We start from the raw sequence: 16077 nt of genomic DNA, 5'->3' as shown, positions 1-16077 counted from the left end.
GGCGGTGACGCTCTCCGCCGTCTTCTCCTTGGCGTGGTCCGAGCCGTCCAGCCGGTCCGCGAGGTGATCCAGCAGCCGGCCCCAGAGCGCCTCGGCCTTCTGCAGCGCGGCGCGGCGGTGCTCGGCGGCGCTGTAGATGCGCAGCACCTGGGTGCGGCTGAGGCCCTTCTTGGGGCCCTCCACCGCGTCATTGTCCCGGGCCTCGATGTGGTAGGTGATGCGATCGCCCGGCTTCACCGTGAAGCGGCTCAAGTCCCAGGTGTATGAGCCCTTGTTGCGGCGGCCATCCTCGCGCGGCAGCGGCACGCGCGTCTCCTGCAGCGAGCTCGGCGTGCGGAACACGAGCGCCACCTCGCTCAGGCCATAGTCGTCCGTGGCCTCGTACTTGACGACGACCTGCTGGCCCGGGTCCACCTCGAGCTCCGTGACGGGGGCGAGCAGGGCCACCTGGGGCGGCGCGTCCGCCTCGACGTTGAGGGGAATCTCCGGCCCCGTCACGTCGGGCTTGGCGGCCTTCTCCGTGTAGAAGGCGAAGCGGTAGGTGCCGGCCTTCTTCGCCACGAAGGAGCCGCTCAAGTCCCTCCGGTTCTCCACCTGGAGCGGGAGCGGCTCGCCGTTGATGAGGATCTCCGCCTGCTCCACCTCCCGGTCCGAGCGAGTCTTGAGGAGGACCTCGGTCCCCGCCGGCGCGCTCACCTCACCGTTGGTGCCGGCCACCGTGCGCGGCGCGAGCCCCATGTGGGCCGGGTAGCGGTACGTCAGCTCGATGTCTCCGGTGATGGGCTCGGCCTTGGCGGTGGCCTCGGCGGCGGGGCTCGTCTCCCAGGCCTTCGCCACGCCCGTGCGCCAGCGGCCGCCCGCCAGGACCAGGGCCACCACCACCGCCAGGGAGAGGGCGCTCAGCACCTGCCCCACGCGCTGCACTCTCCGGCTGTCCACGACGGTGGCCGGGTCGACGTGCCGCGCCCGCCAGTCCATCTGTCCGAGAAAGGCGGTGACGAGGATGGGGGAGTGCTGCTCCGCCCCGTCCTCCCGCGAGAGCTCCACCGCGGCCAGCACGTCCAGGGACAGCTCTGGCTGCCGGGCGCCGATCAGCCGCGCCGTCCGGACGTCATCTCCCACCATCCGCCGGGACAGGAAGATGCCCAGCGCGCACGCGACGGCGATGCCCACGAAGGGTGCGAGGATCAGCACCCAGCGGCCGAGTGCTGGCGCCACGAGCCCGAGGAAGCCGCCCGCGAGGCCGAGCACCAGCAAGGCCATGGCGCCCAGCATGGCGCCCTCCAGCCAGAGCTGCTTGCGCTGGCGGGTGCGCACGGCGGCGAGCAGGGCCTCCACCTGGCGAGCGCGCGGACGTGGCCGGGCCACGGCAGGAGCCTGCGGGGAAGGGGGCGGAGGGGGAAGCTCCGGATCTGGGGGCTGCGGTGTGTCGAGGTTCACAATCTCGTCCGCTCAGTAGGCGAGGCAACCCGCAGGTGGGCCGCCTATTTCCCAATTCTGTAGCAATCTCCCCCTGCGTGCGCGGCCCTTCGTGGTGGCGAGCGCTTGGCGAGGGGAGCTCTGTCAGGCGGCGAAAGGCTGGGTGGGAGAGAGGTTCAGCGGGTAGCAGAGCGCCGGGAGGCGGGGTCGTCCGGGGGGTCGGCCGCCGTGGCGATGCCTCCCAGCTCCTCGGCCAGCGCGGTGAGCACGTCCTGGGTATGAAGGATGCGGGTGCGGCTCAGCTTCGAGAGCACTCGCTGCACGGCGGACTCCACCGTCCCCGTCGAGGGCACATCCAGCGTCCGGCCCGCCTCGGTGAGGGCAAACAGGGCCTTGCGCCCGTCGAGCGGATCCGACTTGCGCTCCAGCAGGCCCCGCTTCTCCAGGCGCTTGAGGACGCCGGTGAGGGTGCTGGGGTGGACGTGGAGGATCTGCGCAAGGTTGCCGGCGGTGATGCCAGGGAAGCGGCCGACCAGGCGGAGCACCAGCCGTTGAGGCCCGGTGACGCCCAGGGAGGACTCCATCCGCTTGGAGGTGGACTGGAGGCCATGATCCACGGCCCAGAGCAGGCGCATGAACTCGAGGACTTCGCCCAGCTGAGGGCCGCGAGCCTTCTCCGGTTGCTCGGGGGGGGTCGACCCTTCGTGCTCTTGCATGTCTCCAGTGTCTTTCAACTCCGCCTCCACGTTACCCATCCGACAGTTCTATCGCTGTTCCACGGTTTCCACAGCGGGGATCCATTGCACCTCCAAGAAGGGCAAGCTGGGAAGCAACCAGCCAGGTGACCTGGAGGGTCGCCCCGCTGACGCCCCGCCATGCTACCCCTGAGGTCACCCCAAGCGAGGGATGACGCGGTGCGTTGCGCGCCTCAGAGGAGGCCGCGGAGGTGGACCCAGAACAGGCTGCCTCGGCCGGGGTGGCTCTGGACACCGATGGTGCCGCCCATCTCGGTGACGAGGCGTCGGCAGATGAACAACCCCAGGCCGGTACCGACGCCCAGAGGCTTCGTAGTGAAGAACGGGTCGAAGATACGCTCGATGAGCTCTGGGGGGATGCCGGGCCCCGTGTCACGGATCTCCACGCGGACGGAGCCGTTCTGCTCGCGCCGGGTCACCACGCGAATCTCGTGCTCGGAGCTGTTGCCGTCGGGGATGGACTGGGCGGCGTTGATGACGAGGTTGAGGAAGATCTGCGCCAGCCGGGCCTGGCTGCCGTGGACGGTGGCGTCGTCACCGTAGTCCTTGATGAGCTGGGCTCGGGGGAAGACCTGGTTCCAGGCCATGCGCAGGGCCGAGTCGAGCACCCGGTGCAGGTTCGTCGGGCCGAAGTCCTGCTCTTCAGGCCGGGCGAAGATCTTGATGTCGCGGACGATCTCCTGGATGAGCTCAGCGCACTCGGAGGCGTTGCGCAGCGCCTGGACGTCATCCTCGGGGAGGGCCCGCTCGCGGGAGCGGCTCAGGGTGAAGTCCAGGTTCATCCTCAACGAGGCCAGCGGGTTGTTGATCTCGTGGGCCACGCCCGCGGCGAGCAGGCCCAGCGCGGCGAGCCGGTCCGAGAGCAGGAGCTGTTCCTGCATCCTCTGGCGATCGGCGCGGACCTTGGCCTCGCGCAGCTCCCGGGCGAGGGCCGGGCCCAGGCGCCCCAGTCGATCCTTGAAGAGAAAGTCGTGGACGCCGCTCTTCATCGCCGCCACGGCGGTGTCCTCGCCGACGGCGCCGGACACGATGAGGAAGGGCAGGTCGATTCCGCGCTGCTGCACCTGCTCGAGCGCCGTCAGGCCGTTGAAGCCTGGGAGCACGTAGTCAGAGATGATGGCGTCCCAGGTGCCCCCATGGAGTGCGCGGTCGAGATCCTCGAGCGACTCGACGCGGGTATGGGAGGGCTCATAGCCGCAGCTCCGCAGCTCCTCGAGAAGCAGGATCTCATCGTCCTCGGAGTCCTCGATGAGGAGCAGGCGCAACGGCTGGCGATGCATTCGCGGACCTCTTGTCCCCTCCATATCGCCTCATGTGGAGGTCAAGCCAATATACCCCTCCAGGTCAGCGAGGGGACACGACCTGGCCGCTCCGGCCGTGATGACACCGGAGCGGCCTGGCTATTTGCGCGGCTTCAGTGCTTAGACTTCGCCGGCGTGTCCGCGGCGCTGCGCTTCTCTGCCTGCAGCGTCGTAGGACCGGTGAGCGTCAGGTGCGGCTTGAGCTTCTGGAACTTCTTCTTCCCGAAGCCTTTGACTCGCACCAGCTCCTCGATGCGCTTGAAGGGCCGCTTCTCGCGGTGCGCGAGGATGCGGTCCACTGCCTTCTTCCCCACACCCGGGAGACGGTCCAGCTCCTCCCGTGTGGCCTCGTTGAGGTTCACTGCGCCCGTGTACTCCGTGCGGCTCCGGCCCGCCTCCGCCACCCCGGGCCCCAGCAACACCAGCCCGAGCACCATCACCCACGTCACCAGCACCGCACGCCCGCTCACGAGTGGCCCTCCACGAGCCCCGACTCGAGCCCCGACTCGGACGAGAAGCGCCCGGCCGCCTGCGCTCCGTCCTTCTTGTCCGCTGCCTCGCGCACGTGCAGCTTCCCGTCCAGGGGCAGCACATCCAGCAGCACGTTCAGCGAGCCATCCTTGTTCACGAAGGCGCTCCCCGCCCGCACCCAGATGCTCCCGCCCTTGCCCTCCCGAATGGAGAACACCGCCAACCTCTTTCCTGCCGTCAGCATCGTCCTACCTCGCTCCTTCACGCTCCCGCGCCATCAGTGGCGTGGGCGCCTCATCGGCTTTGACCGCCTGAGGTCGCACGAGCCAAGAGCACCTGCCGTGCCAACAGCGGTTTCCCTCTGAGCCGCTGCGAGAACGGCGCTCATGCGCGTGTGGAGCGTCCACCGCCGTGGACTGCCGTGGACTGTCTGGAGACGCCCCGCTACTTCTTGGAGGTCTTCTGGGTGGCCGTCTTCTTCTTCGGCCCTGACTTCTTCGCAGCGGCCTTCTTCTTCTTCTTCGGCGCTGGAGCCTTGGCTTCCTCCTTCTCACGCGCCCGGAAACGGTCGAACCCTTCCTTGGAGAAGAGCGAGCGGCCCTCCTCCCGGGCGCGCCGGAACACCTCTCTCAGGCCCTCGCGGTTGAGCCCAGGGTTCTTGAAGTACTCCATCGCCACCCGGCCCATCGCCCAGTTGGCGGCGTAAGCGGGCCCCACCGTGAGCAGCGGGCCGACCATCGGGATGAGCGCCTTGATGCCCTGCCTCGCCAGCAGGCCCACTCCCGCAGTAGTGCCCATCTCCAGGATGAGCTCCCGCGCGGACGCCTTGCTCACCTTCCGTCCGTAGATGTGCCCCACCGTCACCACCATGCCCGTCTGGATGGGCAGCATCAGCACCACATCCGTCCACGGGAGCGGCGAGATGGCCACCAGCGCGGTCATGTAAGAGGACATGTTGACGACATCTCTCGCGGTCTGGTCCCGCTCCTTCATGGACACCTTGCTGAAGTCTCGCGTCCGGATGTCATCCAACGTGTCGAGCCACGACATGGTCGTCTTCTCCTGGGCTGATGCGCAGAGCATACCCGGAAGGGCCGCCCACGCAGGGGGTTCTGTGCGATAGAGCGGAGGCCACAGCACTCCGAAGGAGCCCCGCCTTGAGCTGCGCCCTCCTCACCGCCCTCCTCCTCGCGAGCACGCCCGCCCCGAAGCCCACAGCCGCGTCAGATGCTCGCGCCGTCCATGAGGCCGCCATCGTCGTGGATGGTCACATGGACACGCCCCAGCGCTTCCTCGATGAGGGCTTCGACTTCGGCTCCAACACGCCCCTCACCGAGGGCCACGTGGATCTCGGCAAGGCCCGTGCTGGCAACCTCGGCGCCGTCTTCTTCTCCATCTGGATCGATCCCAGAGAGCATGCCGGCCGCCATGCCCACCGCGCCCTGGCGCTCATTGACGCCGTCCACCGCCAGATCGAGCGCCACCCGGATCAGATGGTGCTCGCCCTGTCCGCTCAGGACATCGTCGATGCGCGCAGCGGACCCCAGAAGAAGCTCGCCACGCTCATGGGCGTCGAGGGCGGTCATGCCATCGAGGACGACCTGGGCGTGCTCCGCGCCTTCCACCGGCTGGGCGTGCGGTACATGACCCTCACCTGGTCCAACACGAACGGCTGGGCCGATGCCTCCGGCGACATCGACAATCCGAAGGTGAAGCACCACGGTGGCCTCACGCCGTTCGGCAAGGAGGTCGTCCGCGAGATGAACCGGCTGGGGATGCTCGTGGACATCTCCCACGTCTCCGACGCGACCTTCTTCGATGCCGTGAAGGTGTCTCGCGCGCCCGTCATCGCCTCTCACTCGTCCGCCCGCGCCCTCACCCGCAGCCCGCGCAACCTGACGGACGAGATGCTCCGGGCCGTGGCCGCCAACCGCGGCGTCGTCATGGTCAACTTCTTCTCGGCCTTCATTGATGAGGAGTTCCGAAAGGGCACCGCCGCGCAGGCCTCCGCACGCGATGCCGCCGTCGCCGCAGCCCTGGCAAAGCTCCGCAAGGCGGACGCTGGCCTCCAGCTCCGCGCCGCCACGGCGGTGGAGCGTGAGTGGTCCAGCAGGCTCAAGCGCCCACCGCTGAAGTCCCTCATCGATCACATCGACCACATCGCCAAGGTGGCCGGTGTGGACCATGTGGGGCTCGGCTCGGACTTCGATGGCATCTCCTCTACTCCCGAGGGCATCGACTCCGCGGCCGACCTGCCCCGCATCACCGAGGCCCTCCTGGCCCGGGGTTACTCCAGCGAACAGGTCCACAAAATCCTGGGCGGCAACCTGCTGCGCGCCTTTCGCGAGGCCGAGCGTGTCAGCCAGCAGTTGCGCGCTGAACAGGCGCCACGCTGACGCAGCGGCTCCCTCGAAAAAAGACGCTGAGGGTGGACGGTCGCGATCAGTGCAAGGAGACTCGCGTCGGAGAGGGCTGGTCAGGCCCCAGGCGCATGCACAGCTTCCGTCCTCGGCTCCTGGGGGAGGAGGGTGGCGTGGCGCTCAGGTTCTCCGTACTGGCTTCTCAGCTCCTGTACGCTCGAGAGGCGTTGCTCAAGGCGATCTGCTGGCCGGTGCTGGTGTGGGAGTCGCCGCCGCCTCGGCCGGATCCCCACCTGGGCTTCGCTCGCTCCACTCTGTCCAATATCCGCTTCCAGCGGCCCGCCCACTCCGAGCCGCTCGTCCTTGAGCTGCGCAAGCGCATCCCCGCGGAAGAGGACATTACCTTCGGCCGCTCGCCGGACTGCGACATCGTCATCGAGGATGCCACCGTCTCGCGCCTCCACGCCGTCTTCCGCCAGGAGCCGCACACCGGCATGTGGCACGTCGTGGACGCCGAGAGCCATAACGGCACGTTCCAGGCCGGCGTGCTCATCCTCCCTGGACGTCCCACGCCGCTGTTCGCTCGGGCCTCGCTGCGCTTCGGGGCCGTGGAGATGGCCTTCCTCCAGGCGTCCGCCTTCGAGCAGTACGTCCAGGCCCGAGCGCTGACGCCGGTGTGCTTGACGAGCGCGGGCTGAAGCCCCTACAAGGGGCGCGCCCTTGGGTGCCCATACCGGGCACGCAAGAGGGAAGCCGGTGGAAATCCGGCGCGGTCCCGCCACTGTAAGTGGGCAGCCCTGTCGGTCAGGGCCGGGGTCCTCGGCAGTCCCCACTCTGGAGCGGCGCTCCGGGGGAAGGGGGAGGACTCCTTCTGGAGAGGCGCAGCGTGCGCTCTCATCCCGAGCCCATGAGCCAGGAGACCTGCCCAGGGGTCCGGTAGCCAGCTCACAAGGCGACGCCGGATGGCCTTCTCTCTCCGGTGGAGAGAGCGGAAGGCGGAGCATGGGGCAGTCATTCCTTGCCGGGCTCGGACTGAGCCTGGTGCTCACCCTGAACGGAGTCGCGCGCGCCCAGGTTCCTCCTGAGGCGGACGCCCCCGCTTCCACCGCGGCGGGCGATGACGCCCCAGCTCCCGAGGACATTGCCACCCCTTCCGTCGAGGTCCATGCGGCTCCCTCGCTCGAGCCGATGGTCTCGGCCACGCAGAGGGATCCCAGTGGCGCGCTCACCGTCATTGACACGGCGGACTTTGGCGGGGCCGCGAAGGATGTGGCCGAGGTGCTCTCCACCTCCGCGGGCGTGCTGGTGCAGGACAGTGGCGGCTACGGGCAGAGCAAGAACGTGGTGGTGCGCGGGGCCTCTCCGAACGGGACGCTCCTGCTGCTGGATGGCATTCCGCTCAATGGTGCTGGCGGGATCGTCGATCTGTCGCGTGTTCCGCTGGCGGTGGTGGAGCGCTTCGAGGTGCTGCGCGGCGGGGTAGGCGCACGCTATGGCTCAGGCGGGCTGGGAGGCGTGGTGAACGTCATCACCCGGCGCCCCGGCGCTCAGGCGCGCGTCGCGGGTGAGGCCACCTATGGGAGCTGGAACACGCAGCTTGGGTGGCTGTCCGCGACGGGCCCCGTGGCCGGCGTCGAGGCGCTGCTGCTGGTTCACGGGGGACGGTCCGAGGGCGACTTCCCCTTCCTCTTCGACCCGAGCCCGGCCTTCCCGGGAGATGAGCTCCTCGAGCGCCGCCGGACCAACAACGACGCGCGCGGAGCAGGAGGACTGCTGCGGCTGCGGCATGCCTTGGAGCGCGGCTTCGAGGTGGATCTGCTGGGCGAGCTGTCCGCGGATGACCGGGGGCTCGCTGGCACCGCGACCAATCCGAGCCTCGACACGCGGCAGAGCACGGGGCGTGCGGCCGCCAGCCTCCGTCTCTCGGGCGAGCTGGAAGGAGCACGAGGCTCCGCGCGAGCCTGGTTCCGCGGGGATCGCATCGCCCTGTCGGGTGGGCCCCAGGCGCTGCAAGGCGCTCAATCGCAGCGAGTGGGCGGGGTGGAACTGGAGGCGCGCAAGCTGCTGGGCGGCTGGCACGGTGTGTCCGCGGCGCTGGCGGTCACAGGTGAGGACGTCACGGATGCGGAGGTCAGCTCGGGCGAGAAGTCCCGCCCAAGCTGGCTGCGCGCCAGCGTCATGGTGATGGACGAGCTGGTGCTGGCCAGTGGCCGACTGCTCGTCGCACCGTCCCTGCGGGTGGAGCGCGCCGGGCCGTACACGCTGCTGTCCCCCAAGCTGGGCGCCACGCTGGCGCTGCCTGCGGGCCTCGAGCTGCGAGCCAACGCCGGGCAGGCGCACCGCGCTCCCTCCTTCCAGGAGCTGTACGTGCGGCAGGGGTTGCTGCTACCCAACCCCGCGCTGCGCCCGGAGCGCGCGCTGTACGCGGACCTGGCGGTGGTTCACCGCACCGAGCGCTCACAGGCCTCCGTGGGAGGCTTCTACAGCCTCTACGAGGATCTGATCACCTACGAGCTCTATCCGCCGTTCTCGTCCAAGCCCTTCAACTTCGCCACCGCGAGCGTGGCCGGCCTGGAGGCCGAGGGCGAGTGGCGTCCCCACCCGTGGGTGGCGGGCACGCTGGGGTACACGCTGCTCGTCTCACGCAACCTCCGGGATGATCCGCGCTACTACCTCAAGGAGCTGCCGTACCGGCCGCGCCACAAGCTGAGCGCGCGCGTGTCCGGCGGTCCGCGCTGGCTCACCGGGCGTGTGGAGGTGGCGGCGCAGTCCGCGCAGTTCTCCAACCGCACCGAGGAGGCTGTGCTTCCAGGGCGGGCTTTCGTCCACGCCGGAGCCTCCAGCACCTTCGGTCGCGCCCCCGAGCTGACCCTCTCCATGGAGCTGAAGAACGTCTTCGACGCGCAAGCCGTGGACCTCGACGGCTACCCCCTTCCGGGCCGCTCTGCCTACGTGACGCTGGCGGTGGCGTTCGGCGGCGCTCCCCCTGCTTCCCCCACACAAAGGACGGACTCTCGATGAGCAGCACGCAGACAAGGCTGGAGCGCTCAGCTCCCACGGGGGTGACGGTGATGGTGGCGGCCCTCGGGTTGTTCCTGGGAGGTTGTCCGGAGCTGGGCGCGGAGTGTGGCGAAGGCCTCACGACGTGCTTCGGGCAGTGCGTGGACATCTCCAGCACTTCCGCTAACTGTGGCGCGTGTGGCGTCGTGTGCGGCCGGGGACAGGTCTGCGCAGAGGGCACCTGCCGGTGCCAGGAGGGCAGCTCGGTCTGTGCTGGGCAGTGCGCCATCACCGCGTCCGATCCGAACAACTGTGGCGCCTGCGGCATCATCTGCGGCCAGGGCCGGGTGTGCGAGAGCGGCCAGTGCAAGGTGTCCTGCTCCCAGGAGTTCACGCGCTGCGGGGACAGGTGTGTGGATCTGAAGAAGGACTCGGGGCACTGCGGCGCCTGCGAGGCGGCGTGTGGCGATGCAAAGAGCTGCCACTCGGGCGTGTGCACCTATGATGTCGTCGCGGCTTGCTTCAACACGGGCCAGGTCGTGGGCATCCAGGCCGGCTCGGACCTCAAGGGCCCCAACCGGCCTCTCGGCGAGCACCCGCTGTCGGCGGCGCCCATGCAAGACGTGCTGCTGGTGCTCGACACCGCGAAGAAGGTGCGCGAGGCCCGCCTCGTGGACTACGCCGCCCTGCCGGGTGAGGCGGCCACCGATGAGGCGCCCAATCAGGTGCTCGTCGATGATCCCTACGTCTACGTCCTCAACTCCTCCAGCAACACGCTCCTGGTGCTCCAGCGGAAGAAGGAGCCTGGGACGCTCACAGAGGGCACGCGCTTCCCGCAGGGACTCGGGCTGGAGCCCGTGGCAAAGGTGGAGTTTGGCGCCAGCACCAACCCCTTCGGCATGGTCAAGGTCGGCACGGACCTGTGGGTCACGCTGTATGGCAACTTCTTCGGGGACCTGTCCGCCGGTGGCAAGCTCGCGCGCGTCAACCTGGCCAACCCGAGCCAGCCGCAGCTCGCCACGCCGCACATCGAGCTCCCCTCGGGCGACGCGCTCCTGCCATTCCCGGGCAGCAACCCCATCCCCACACCCTCCGGCATCGTCGCCCAGCGGGGCTACCTCTATACGGCCCTCAACAACCTGGATCCGAACACCTTCAGCCCCGGCGGCCCTGGCCTGCTCGCGCGGATCCACCCGCAGACCCGCGAGGTGAAGTACTTCTCGCTCGGAGAGGGCTGCCTCAACGCGGGCTGGCTCGCCCCCGTGGGGAACAGGCTGGTGGTCAGCTGTGCCGGCAAGTCCACCTATGACGCCAGCTTCAACCTCGTGGGCGTGGAGAAGACGGCCCTGGTGCTGGTTGATGAGCAGGACGCGGTGGTGTCCACCTGGACGCTCGCGTGCCCCGAGGCGAGCACCTCCTGCGCCTTGCCGTCCGCCGGCCGCTTCGCTGTGGTAGGCACCCGCGTCTACCTGGGAGACAACAATGCGGGCCGCATCTTCGTCGTCGACGTCACCTCCACCGGGCTCACCGAGGTGCGTGGCCTCGATCCGCAGAAGCAGCCCCCCATCCCCGCCTGCCAGCGCGAGTCCGGCTTCTCCCTCGTCGGGGACGTCATCGCCATTCCGTAGGAGCCCGTCTTGAGAATCCGCCTCGCTCCGTTGCTCCTGCTCGCCGCGCTGGGTCTCTCTGGCGCGGCGGGCGCCGCCGATGCCCAGCGCGGGCCTCGCTGGCTGGGGCCGAAGAAGCAGGGGAAGGTGCAGCGCGTGGTGACACTCGCCCCGTCGTTCACGGAGATGGTGCTCGCCATGGGCGCTGGCAGCACGCTCGTCGGCGTCTCCCGCTTCGACGCGGACAAGGCGGTGGCGGCGCTGCCCCGCGTGGGCGGCTTCGTGGATCCCTCCGTGGAGGCCGTCATCGTCCTCAAGCCGGATCTCGTCCTCGTCCAGCCGGGCCCCGGCAACCAGCGGCCCGTGGAGCGCATGGCCGAGCTGGGCGTCCCAGTGCTCTCGCTGCCCCTGCACTCGGTGGCGGACACGCTCGCGGCCCTACGCGCGGTGGGGCAGGCGCTCGATCGGACGAAGGAGGCCGAGGCCCTCATCTCCCGCTTCGAGACCACTCGCGCCCGGATCCGTGAGGCGGCGAAGAAGCTCCCCACCCCGCGCGTGCTGCTCGTCTATGGCTTCGAGCCCCTGGTGGTCGCAGGGCCCGGCTCCTTCGCGAATGAGCTGCTGCTCGACGCAGGCGCCGTCAACGTCGCGGGTGATGGCGGCTCCGCATACCCCGTCTACTCGGTCGAGCGCGCGGTGCGGGCCCGGCCGGACGTGGTGGTGGACGCGGCGGATGTGGACGTGGGCAAGGAGAAGATCCAGGCTCTCCCCGGGCTGTCTTCCGCGCGCTGGGTGCAGGTGCCCTCCCTCGCGCTGCTGCAGCCCGGGCCTTCGCTGGGACGGGGGCTGGAGGAGCTGTTTGGCCTGTTGCATCCGGACATCCAGGTCCGCTAGCGGAGGAGAAGGGCGTGACGCGGGAGGGAAAGCGGCTGAGCGCCTCGCGCGTCCTGGGCCTGTGTGCGGCGGGGCTGGTGCTGACCGGCGTCGCGTTCGCCCTCGCCGTCCGCTTCGGCGAGCAGCCCATCTCCCTCTCCGCTGCTCTTGGAGACCCGAAGTCCTCGGATGCCGTCATCTTCTGGTCCCTGCGCCTGCAGAGGGCCCTGCTGGGGCTGATCGTCGGCGCTGGGCTCGCCGCGTCCGGGGCCACCCTCCAGGGGTTGCTGCGCAACCCGCTGGCCGATCCGTTCGTGCTCGGCGTCTCCGGCGGCGCGGCCCTGGGTGCCACGCTCGCGCTCGCCTTCGGGCTGGCCACCGTGGGGCAACTGGCTCCGGGGCTGCTCGGGGGCCTCGAGCGCCTCTCCGGTCCCGCGCTCCTCGCGTTCCTCGGAGCGGGTGGGTCCGTACTCTTCGTCCTCGCCGTCAGCCAGCGGCACGCCGCCCGTGCCCCCTACGCCGCGCTGCTCACGGGGGTCGTCTTCAACTCGTTCGCCGCCGCCGCCATCACGCTCGTGAAGACGCTGTCGGACCCGGATCGCTTGGGGGAGATCCTCTATTGGCTCGCCGGGTCGCTCGGCTATGAGCGAGGCGCCACGCTCGGGCTCGCCGCGCTGCTCCAACTGGGCGCCATCTCCCTGATGATTGCGCTCTCCGGTCGGCTCAACCTGATGATGCTCGGGGACGAGGATGCCGCGGCACTCGGAGTTCCCGTGGCGCGCACGCGGCGACTGCTGCTGCTGGCCACCAGCGCGAGCGTCGCCGGGGCCGTGACCCTCACCGGTCTGATTGGCTTCGTGGGGCTGATCGTCCCGCACGTCCTGCGGCTCGCCTTCGGCCCGGATCAGCGTCTGCTCATCCCGCTCTCCGCGCTGGGGGGCGCCGCCTTCCTGCTGCTGTCGGACCTGCTGGCGCGGCTGTCTTTTGCCCTCTTTGGCGGCGAGCCTCCCGTCGGTGTCATCACCGCGCTGCTCGGCGGCCCACTCTTCATCGCCCTGCTGTACCGGCGAGGCCGGTCCGTGGCGGAGTGAGGGGAGGAGGAACTACCGGCCGCCCGCAGCCGCGGCGAGCAGGCCCTCGCGGGTGAGCTCTTCGATCTCCACCATGCACTTGCGGGTCTCGTGCTCGGTGAGGAAGACGCGCAGGGCATCCCGGATGAAGGGGGGAGGAAAGGCAGAAATATCCAGAGAACCTGCACTTCGAGGGGAGAGCAGCTTCTCTTTTCTAGCGTCTCAAGAAGATTGGAACTGGAACGGGTGACGCACGTGACGTGGGAAGGCGACGTTCGTTTCCCTGAATCTCCAGCTCTTCACCGCCTGGAGGATGCAGTCGGCGAGCTCGGTGTTGCCGGTGGTGTTGCCGGTGACCACCGCTCGATCCACGGTTCCATCCGAGGAGATCTCCCACTCCAGGACCACGTCCCCCCTCAGCGCCGGTGACCAGACGCGCGCGCGATCGAAGCAGTTCTCCACCTGGGGCATGTTGCGACGGATGACTGCGAGGTGGGGCGCCTCGTGAGACTGGGGGACCCCGCTGTGCGCGTCCTCGTCGCGGTTCGGCCTCCTGGGTCGAGGCTCCTCCTCTTCCTGCTCCGGAGGCGCTGGAGCCGGCCTGTCCTGGGACGGTGAGTCCTGAGGCGGAGGCTTGGGCTTCTCCGTACGAGGTGGGTACTTCGCCTTGCCGCTCCCGATGGCCGGGGGGCTTGGAGTGGAGTTCAGGGACAGAGCCAGGAACGTCATCACCACGGCGTGGATCATGCGGTCTTGATCTAGCACGGAGAAGCCTCGGTGGCCGAGGGGAGGGGTGAACCGGCGGCTGCGGGTTGGCAAGAGGCCGCTTCGTGGTCGATCGTTGCGGTCATGACTCCGAAGCGGCCTGGGTTGCTCGTTCGCTACATTCAGCAGAAGCGGTGCGTGGTGTTCGTCGGCGCGGGCCTGTCGGCAGGGGCCGGGTTGCCCACCTGGAACAAGCTGCTCCTCAAGGGCATCCAGGAGCTGGTCGGCGCGCTCCCGGAGGGCGAGCTCCATCAGGAGGAGCTCGCGCGGCTCGTGGAGAAGGGCAAGCTGCTGGAGGTGGCGGACTTCTGCAAGGAGAAGCTGGGCGGTGCCTACCACCAGTTCCTCACGGATCAGGTCCGGGGGGACCTGGCCCAGCTGCCCCGGACACATCATGTGCTGATGCATCTGCCGTTCAGCGCGTGGGTGACGACCAACTACGACAAGCTGCTGGAGCGGGCCTACTCGGAGGTGAAGGGCGGCTTTCCCAAGACGCTCACCCACAAGGACACGGAGGCGCTGGGACGGCTGCTCTTCGACGGTGGGCAGTTCATCCTCAAGGCCCACGGGGACATCGACCGGCCGGAGACGGTGGTGCTCACCTCGCGCGACTACAGCGAGATCATCCACGCCAACCCGTCCTTCAACGAGATCTTCAGCGGTCTGCTGCTCACCAAGGCCGTGCTCTTCGTGGGCTACTCGCTTTCGGATCCAGACTTCCGGCTGCTGATGGACCGGCAGCTCACGCACTTCAAGGGCTTCATCCCCGAGCGCTTCGCGCTGATGACGGGGGTGGGACCGGTGGAGCGGGACGTGCTCTGGCGCACGGCGCGCATCCAGGTCATCTCCTATGAGAACGCCAAGGGAGATCACTCCGAGGTGCTCCAGTTCCTGGAGGCCTTGCTGGCGGAGGTGCTGCCAAAGCCCGTCTCGGGGCCCGGAGCGGTGAGGTCGATCGTCCCTGCCCCAGCGGCTGCGCCCCCCCCGGTGGCCGCGGCCCCGCAGGCCACGCAGGTCTTCTCGCACAATCTGTCGGGCCCCCCGAGCGCAAGACACAGCGTCCTCGAGTCGCTGATGGCTCAGGAGAGGGGCCCAAATGCCGGGCCGGCGAGCACCCCACCGGCCTCCGAGGGGGAGGACCTGGGGCTGGACCTCGCGCAGGTGATGGACGCCGAAGAGAAAGGGCCCTCCTCGTCAGCGGGTTCTCAGCCCTTGTCTTTCGATTCGCCTTCGCCACCGGCCTCGGAGGCCCCACGGCGCTCCACCGCGCCGCACCAGCTCTTCATCGAGTGGGTGGGGGGGAGGGTCCAGCTCCGGCTAAGCCGGGGAGACGGAGTGCCGGAAGTGCAAGGGGCCGCACCCACCAGCCTGAACGAGGATGTGTGGCTGTCGCTGAAGCGAGCCGTGGAGCGGGGCGAGAAGTCCAACGCATGGCTCTATCCCCACTTCACGGAGCGGCTCTTCAAGGAGCACCTGCCGCAGGAGGTGCTCGAGGCGCTCGGGGAGCAGGGGCCTTCGGCACAGGCGCCGCTCGTGCTGCGCCTTGCGCCCGAGGTGGCGCGCTTCCCGTGGGAGCTCCTTCCCTTCCAAGGAGAGCCGGTGTGCCTGAAGCGGAGGCTGGTCCGTGCGCCCGTCGGCATCTCGTCCCAGGCTCGCGGCGCTCCCAGGCTCCGTGCCAGGCCCCGTCTCCTCCTCATCGAGGGAGAGCGCAAGGCGGGCAGCGCCGGGTCGCGCGAGCTCGAGGACATCGCCAAGCTCTATCCCGCCTCGGGCTTCGTCTGCACGGTGCTTCGGGGCCAGGAGGCGACATTCGGTCGAGTCATGGCGGAGCTGATGGCGGAGAAGGATGACGAGCTGCCCGACCTCGTCCACTACACCGGCGAGGTGGGCCAGATCGGTGCCGAGCTCTATCTGAAGCTGCCCGGCGACATGGAGCTCTCGGCGGGGGCCCTGCGCTCGGTGCTCAGCCGGGGCCGCCTGCCCTTCCTGGTGATGAACGCTCCTTCCTCGGCCTTCGCCCCCTACGGCTTCGGGGTCTACCCAGCCGAGGAGGACTACCACCGGCTGCCCGTTCCCAGCTCCCGGGCGGCCGTCTTCGAGGGGCGCGAGGGCTTCATGGACCTGGCGATCCGGCAGGGCGTCGGCGCGTTCGTGGGGGCCTTCGACAAGCCGGGCGCCAGCGCCAGCGCGGAGTTCATGGTCGCGCTGCACCGGGCGCTCGCCACGGGCTTCCCCATGGCCGAGGCCGTCCTCCGCGCACGCCAGGCGGCCTACCAGCGGTTCAGGGATGATCCCACGGCCCTGCAGTACGTGCTCAGCGGTGATGGGGACCTCCAGCTCTGGAACTCCCTGCGGAGTGAAGGGCCGGGTTGACGCGATGCAGAATCCCTTCCTGCTGGGTTCTTGCGGCGACTGTGAAATCGTCCTGCGGCGGAGCGAGAACCGCACTGAAGCCG

Annotated in this window: 14 protein-coding genes and 1 riboswitch; of the genes, 7 read left to right on the top strand and 7 right to left on the bottom strand. The window is 69.2% G+C overall.

Annotated features, from left to right (window positions below; translation table 11 throughout):
- The 6 genes from VD972_RS08365 to VD972_RS08340 form a co-directional block, all read right to left on the bottom strand.
- Positions 1 to 1440 (bottom strand): DUF4175 family protein (locus tag VD972_RS08365; RefSeq protein WP_324983462.1); only part of this gene is annotated, 1440 nt, incomplete at its 3' end.
- A gap of 155 nt (positions 1441 to 1595) precedes the next feature.
- Positions 1596 to 2135 carry a MarR family transcriptional regulator gene (locus VD972_RS08360; protein WP_324983458.1) on the bottom strand — a complete coding sequence of 180 codons (540 nt, stop codon included), beginning with the start codon at positions 2133 to 2135 and terminating at the stop codon, positions 1596 to 1598.
- Between the two features lie 212 nt (positions 2136 to 2347).
- On the bottom strand, positions 2348 to 3454 hold the full coding sequence (locus tag VD972_RS08355) for a hybrid sensor histidine kinase/response regulator (protein WP_324983454.1): 1107 nt from the start codon (positions 3452 to 3454) through the stop codon (positions 2348 to 2350).
- A gap of 134 nt (positions 3455 to 3588) precedes the next feature.
- Positions 3589 to 3945 carry a helix-hairpin-helix domain-containing protein gene (locus VD972_RS08350; protein WP_324983450.1) on the bottom strand — a complete coding sequence of 119 codons (357 nt, stop codon included), beginning with the start codon at positions 3943 to 3945 and terminating at the stop codon, positions 3589 to 3591.
- Positions 3942 to 4190 carry a hypothetical protein gene (locus tag VD972_RS08345; RefSeq protein WP_324983447.1) on the bottom strand — a complete coding sequence of 83 codons (249 nt, stop codon included), beginning with the start codon at positions 4188 to 4190 and terminating at the stop codon, positions 3942 to 3944. The genes VD972_RS08350 and VD972_RS08345 overlap by 4 nt, the downstream gene beginning before the upstream one ends.
- A gap of 200 nt (positions 4191 to 4390) precedes the next feature.
- On the bottom strand, positions 4391 to 4996 hold the full coding sequence (locus VD972_RS08340; protein ID WP_324983444.1) for a YcjF family protein: 606 nt from the start codon (positions 4994 to 4996) through the stop codon (positions 4391 to 4393).
- A 107-nt stretch (positions 4997 to 5103) separates the two neighbouring features.
- Here VD972_RS08340 and VD972_RS08335 point away from each other — a divergent pair, with 107 nt between their 5' ends.
- The 6 genes from VD972_RS08335 (at position 5104) to VD972_RS08310 (ending at position 12877) form a co-directional block, all read left to right on the top strand.
- Complete coding sequence (locus VD972_RS08335) at positions 5104 to 6342, top strand: dipeptidase (RefSeq protein ID WP_324983441.1); 1239 nt, start codon at positions 5104 to 5106, stop codon at positions 6340 to 6342.
- A gap of 137 nt (positions 6343 to 6479) precedes the next feature.
- On the top strand, positions 6480 to 7004 hold the full coding sequence (locus tag VD972_RS08330; RefSeq protein ID WP_324983438.1) for an FHA domain-containing protein: 525 nt from the start codon (positions 6480 to 6482) through the stop codon (positions 7002 to 7004).
- 7 nt (positions 7005 to 7011) lie between these two features.
- Positions 7012 to 7249: riboswitch (cobalamin riboswitch) on the top strand.
- Between the two features lie 59 nt (positions 7250 to 7308).
- Positions 7309 to 9327: a TonB-dependent receptor gene (locus VD972_RS08325; protein WP_324983436.1), complete on the top strand. Its 2019-nt coding sequence runs from the start codon at positions 7309 to 7311 to the stop codon at positions 9325 to 9327.
- A complete protein-coding gene (locus tag VD972_RS08320; RefSeq protein ID WP_324983433.1) occupies positions 9324 to 10934 on the top strand; it encodes an MXAN_6577-like cysteine-rich protein in 1611 nt (536 codons plus the stop codon). The genes VD972_RS08325 and VD972_RS08320 overlap by 4 nt, the downstream gene beginning before the upstream one ends.
- A gap of 9 nt (positions 10935 to 10943) precedes the next feature.
- A complete protein-coding gene (locus tag VD972_RS08315; protein ID WP_324983429.1) occupies positions 10944 to 11807 on the top strand; it encodes a helical backbone metal receptor in 864 nt (287 codons plus the stop codon).
- A 59-nt stretch (positions 11808 to 11866) separates the two neighbouring features.
- Positions 11867 to 12877 (top strand): iron ABC transporter permease, encoded by a 1011-nt coding sequence (locus VD972_RS08310; protein WP_324983464.1) that lies wholly within the window; start codon positions 11867 to 11869, stop codon positions 12875 to 12877.
- A 201-nt stretch (positions 12878 to 13078) separates the two neighbouring features.
- Here the strand turns inward: VD972_RS08310 and VD972_RS08305 are convergent, their stop codons facing one another.
- A complete protein-coding gene (locus VD972_RS08305; protein WP_324983426.1) occupies positions 13079 to 13603 on the bottom strand; it encodes an AgmX/PglI C-terminal domain-containing protein in 525 nt (174 codons plus the stop codon).
- A gap of 102 nt (positions 13604 to 13705) precedes the next feature.
- Here VD972_RS08305 and VD972_RS08300 point away from each other — a divergent pair, with 102 nt between their 5' ends.
- Positions 13706 to 15994, top strand: coding sequence for an SIR2 family protein (locus VD972_RS08300; RefSeq protein WP_324983422.1), 2289 nt, complete (start codon positions 13706 to 13708; stop codon positions 15992 to 15994).
- The last annotated feature ends 83 nt before the right edge of the window (positions 15995 to 16077 follow it).

Source organism: Hyalangium sp., from assembly GCF_035629615.1.
Classification (GTDB): Bacteria; Myxococcota; Myxococcia; order Myxococcales; family Myxococcaceae; genus Hyalangium.
The sequence above is the reverse complement of the archived record's forward strand: the minus strand, read 5'-3'. Positions and strand labels throughout refer to the sequence as shown.

Coding starts and splice junctions, on each gene's coding strand:
- VD972_RS08360 (WP_324983458.1), bottom strand. CDS start 2,135: ATGCAAGAGCACGAAGGGTCGACCCCCCCCGAGCAACCGGAGAAGGCT.
- VD972_RS08355 (WP_324983454.1), bottom strand. CDS start 3,454: ATGCATCGCCAGCCGTTGCGCCTGCTCCTCATCGAGGACTCCGAGGAC.
- VD972_RS08345 (WP_324983447.1), bottom strand. CDS start 4,190: ATGCTGACGGCAGGAAAGAGGTTGGCGGTGTTCTCCATTCGGGAGGGC.
- VD972_RS08340 (WP_324983444.1), bottom strand. CDS start 4,996: ATGTCGTGGCTCGACACGTTGGATGACATCCGGACGCGAGACTTCAGC.
- VD972_RS08320 (WP_324983433.1), top strand. CDS start 9,324: ATGAGCAGCACGCAGACAAGGCTGGAGCGCTCAGCTCCCACGGGGGTG.
- VD972_RS08305 (WP_324983426.1), bottom strand. CDS start 13,603: ATGATCCACGCCGTGGTGATGACGTTCCTGGCTCTGTCCCTGAACTCC.
- VD972_RS08325 (WP_324983436.1), top strand. CDS start 7,309: ATGGGGCAGTCATTCCTTGCCGGGCTCGGACTGAGCCTGGTGCTCACC.
- VD972_RS08300 (WP_324983422.1), top strand. CDS start 13,706: ATGACTCCGAAGCGGCCTGGGTTGCTCGTTCGCTACATTCAGCAGAAG.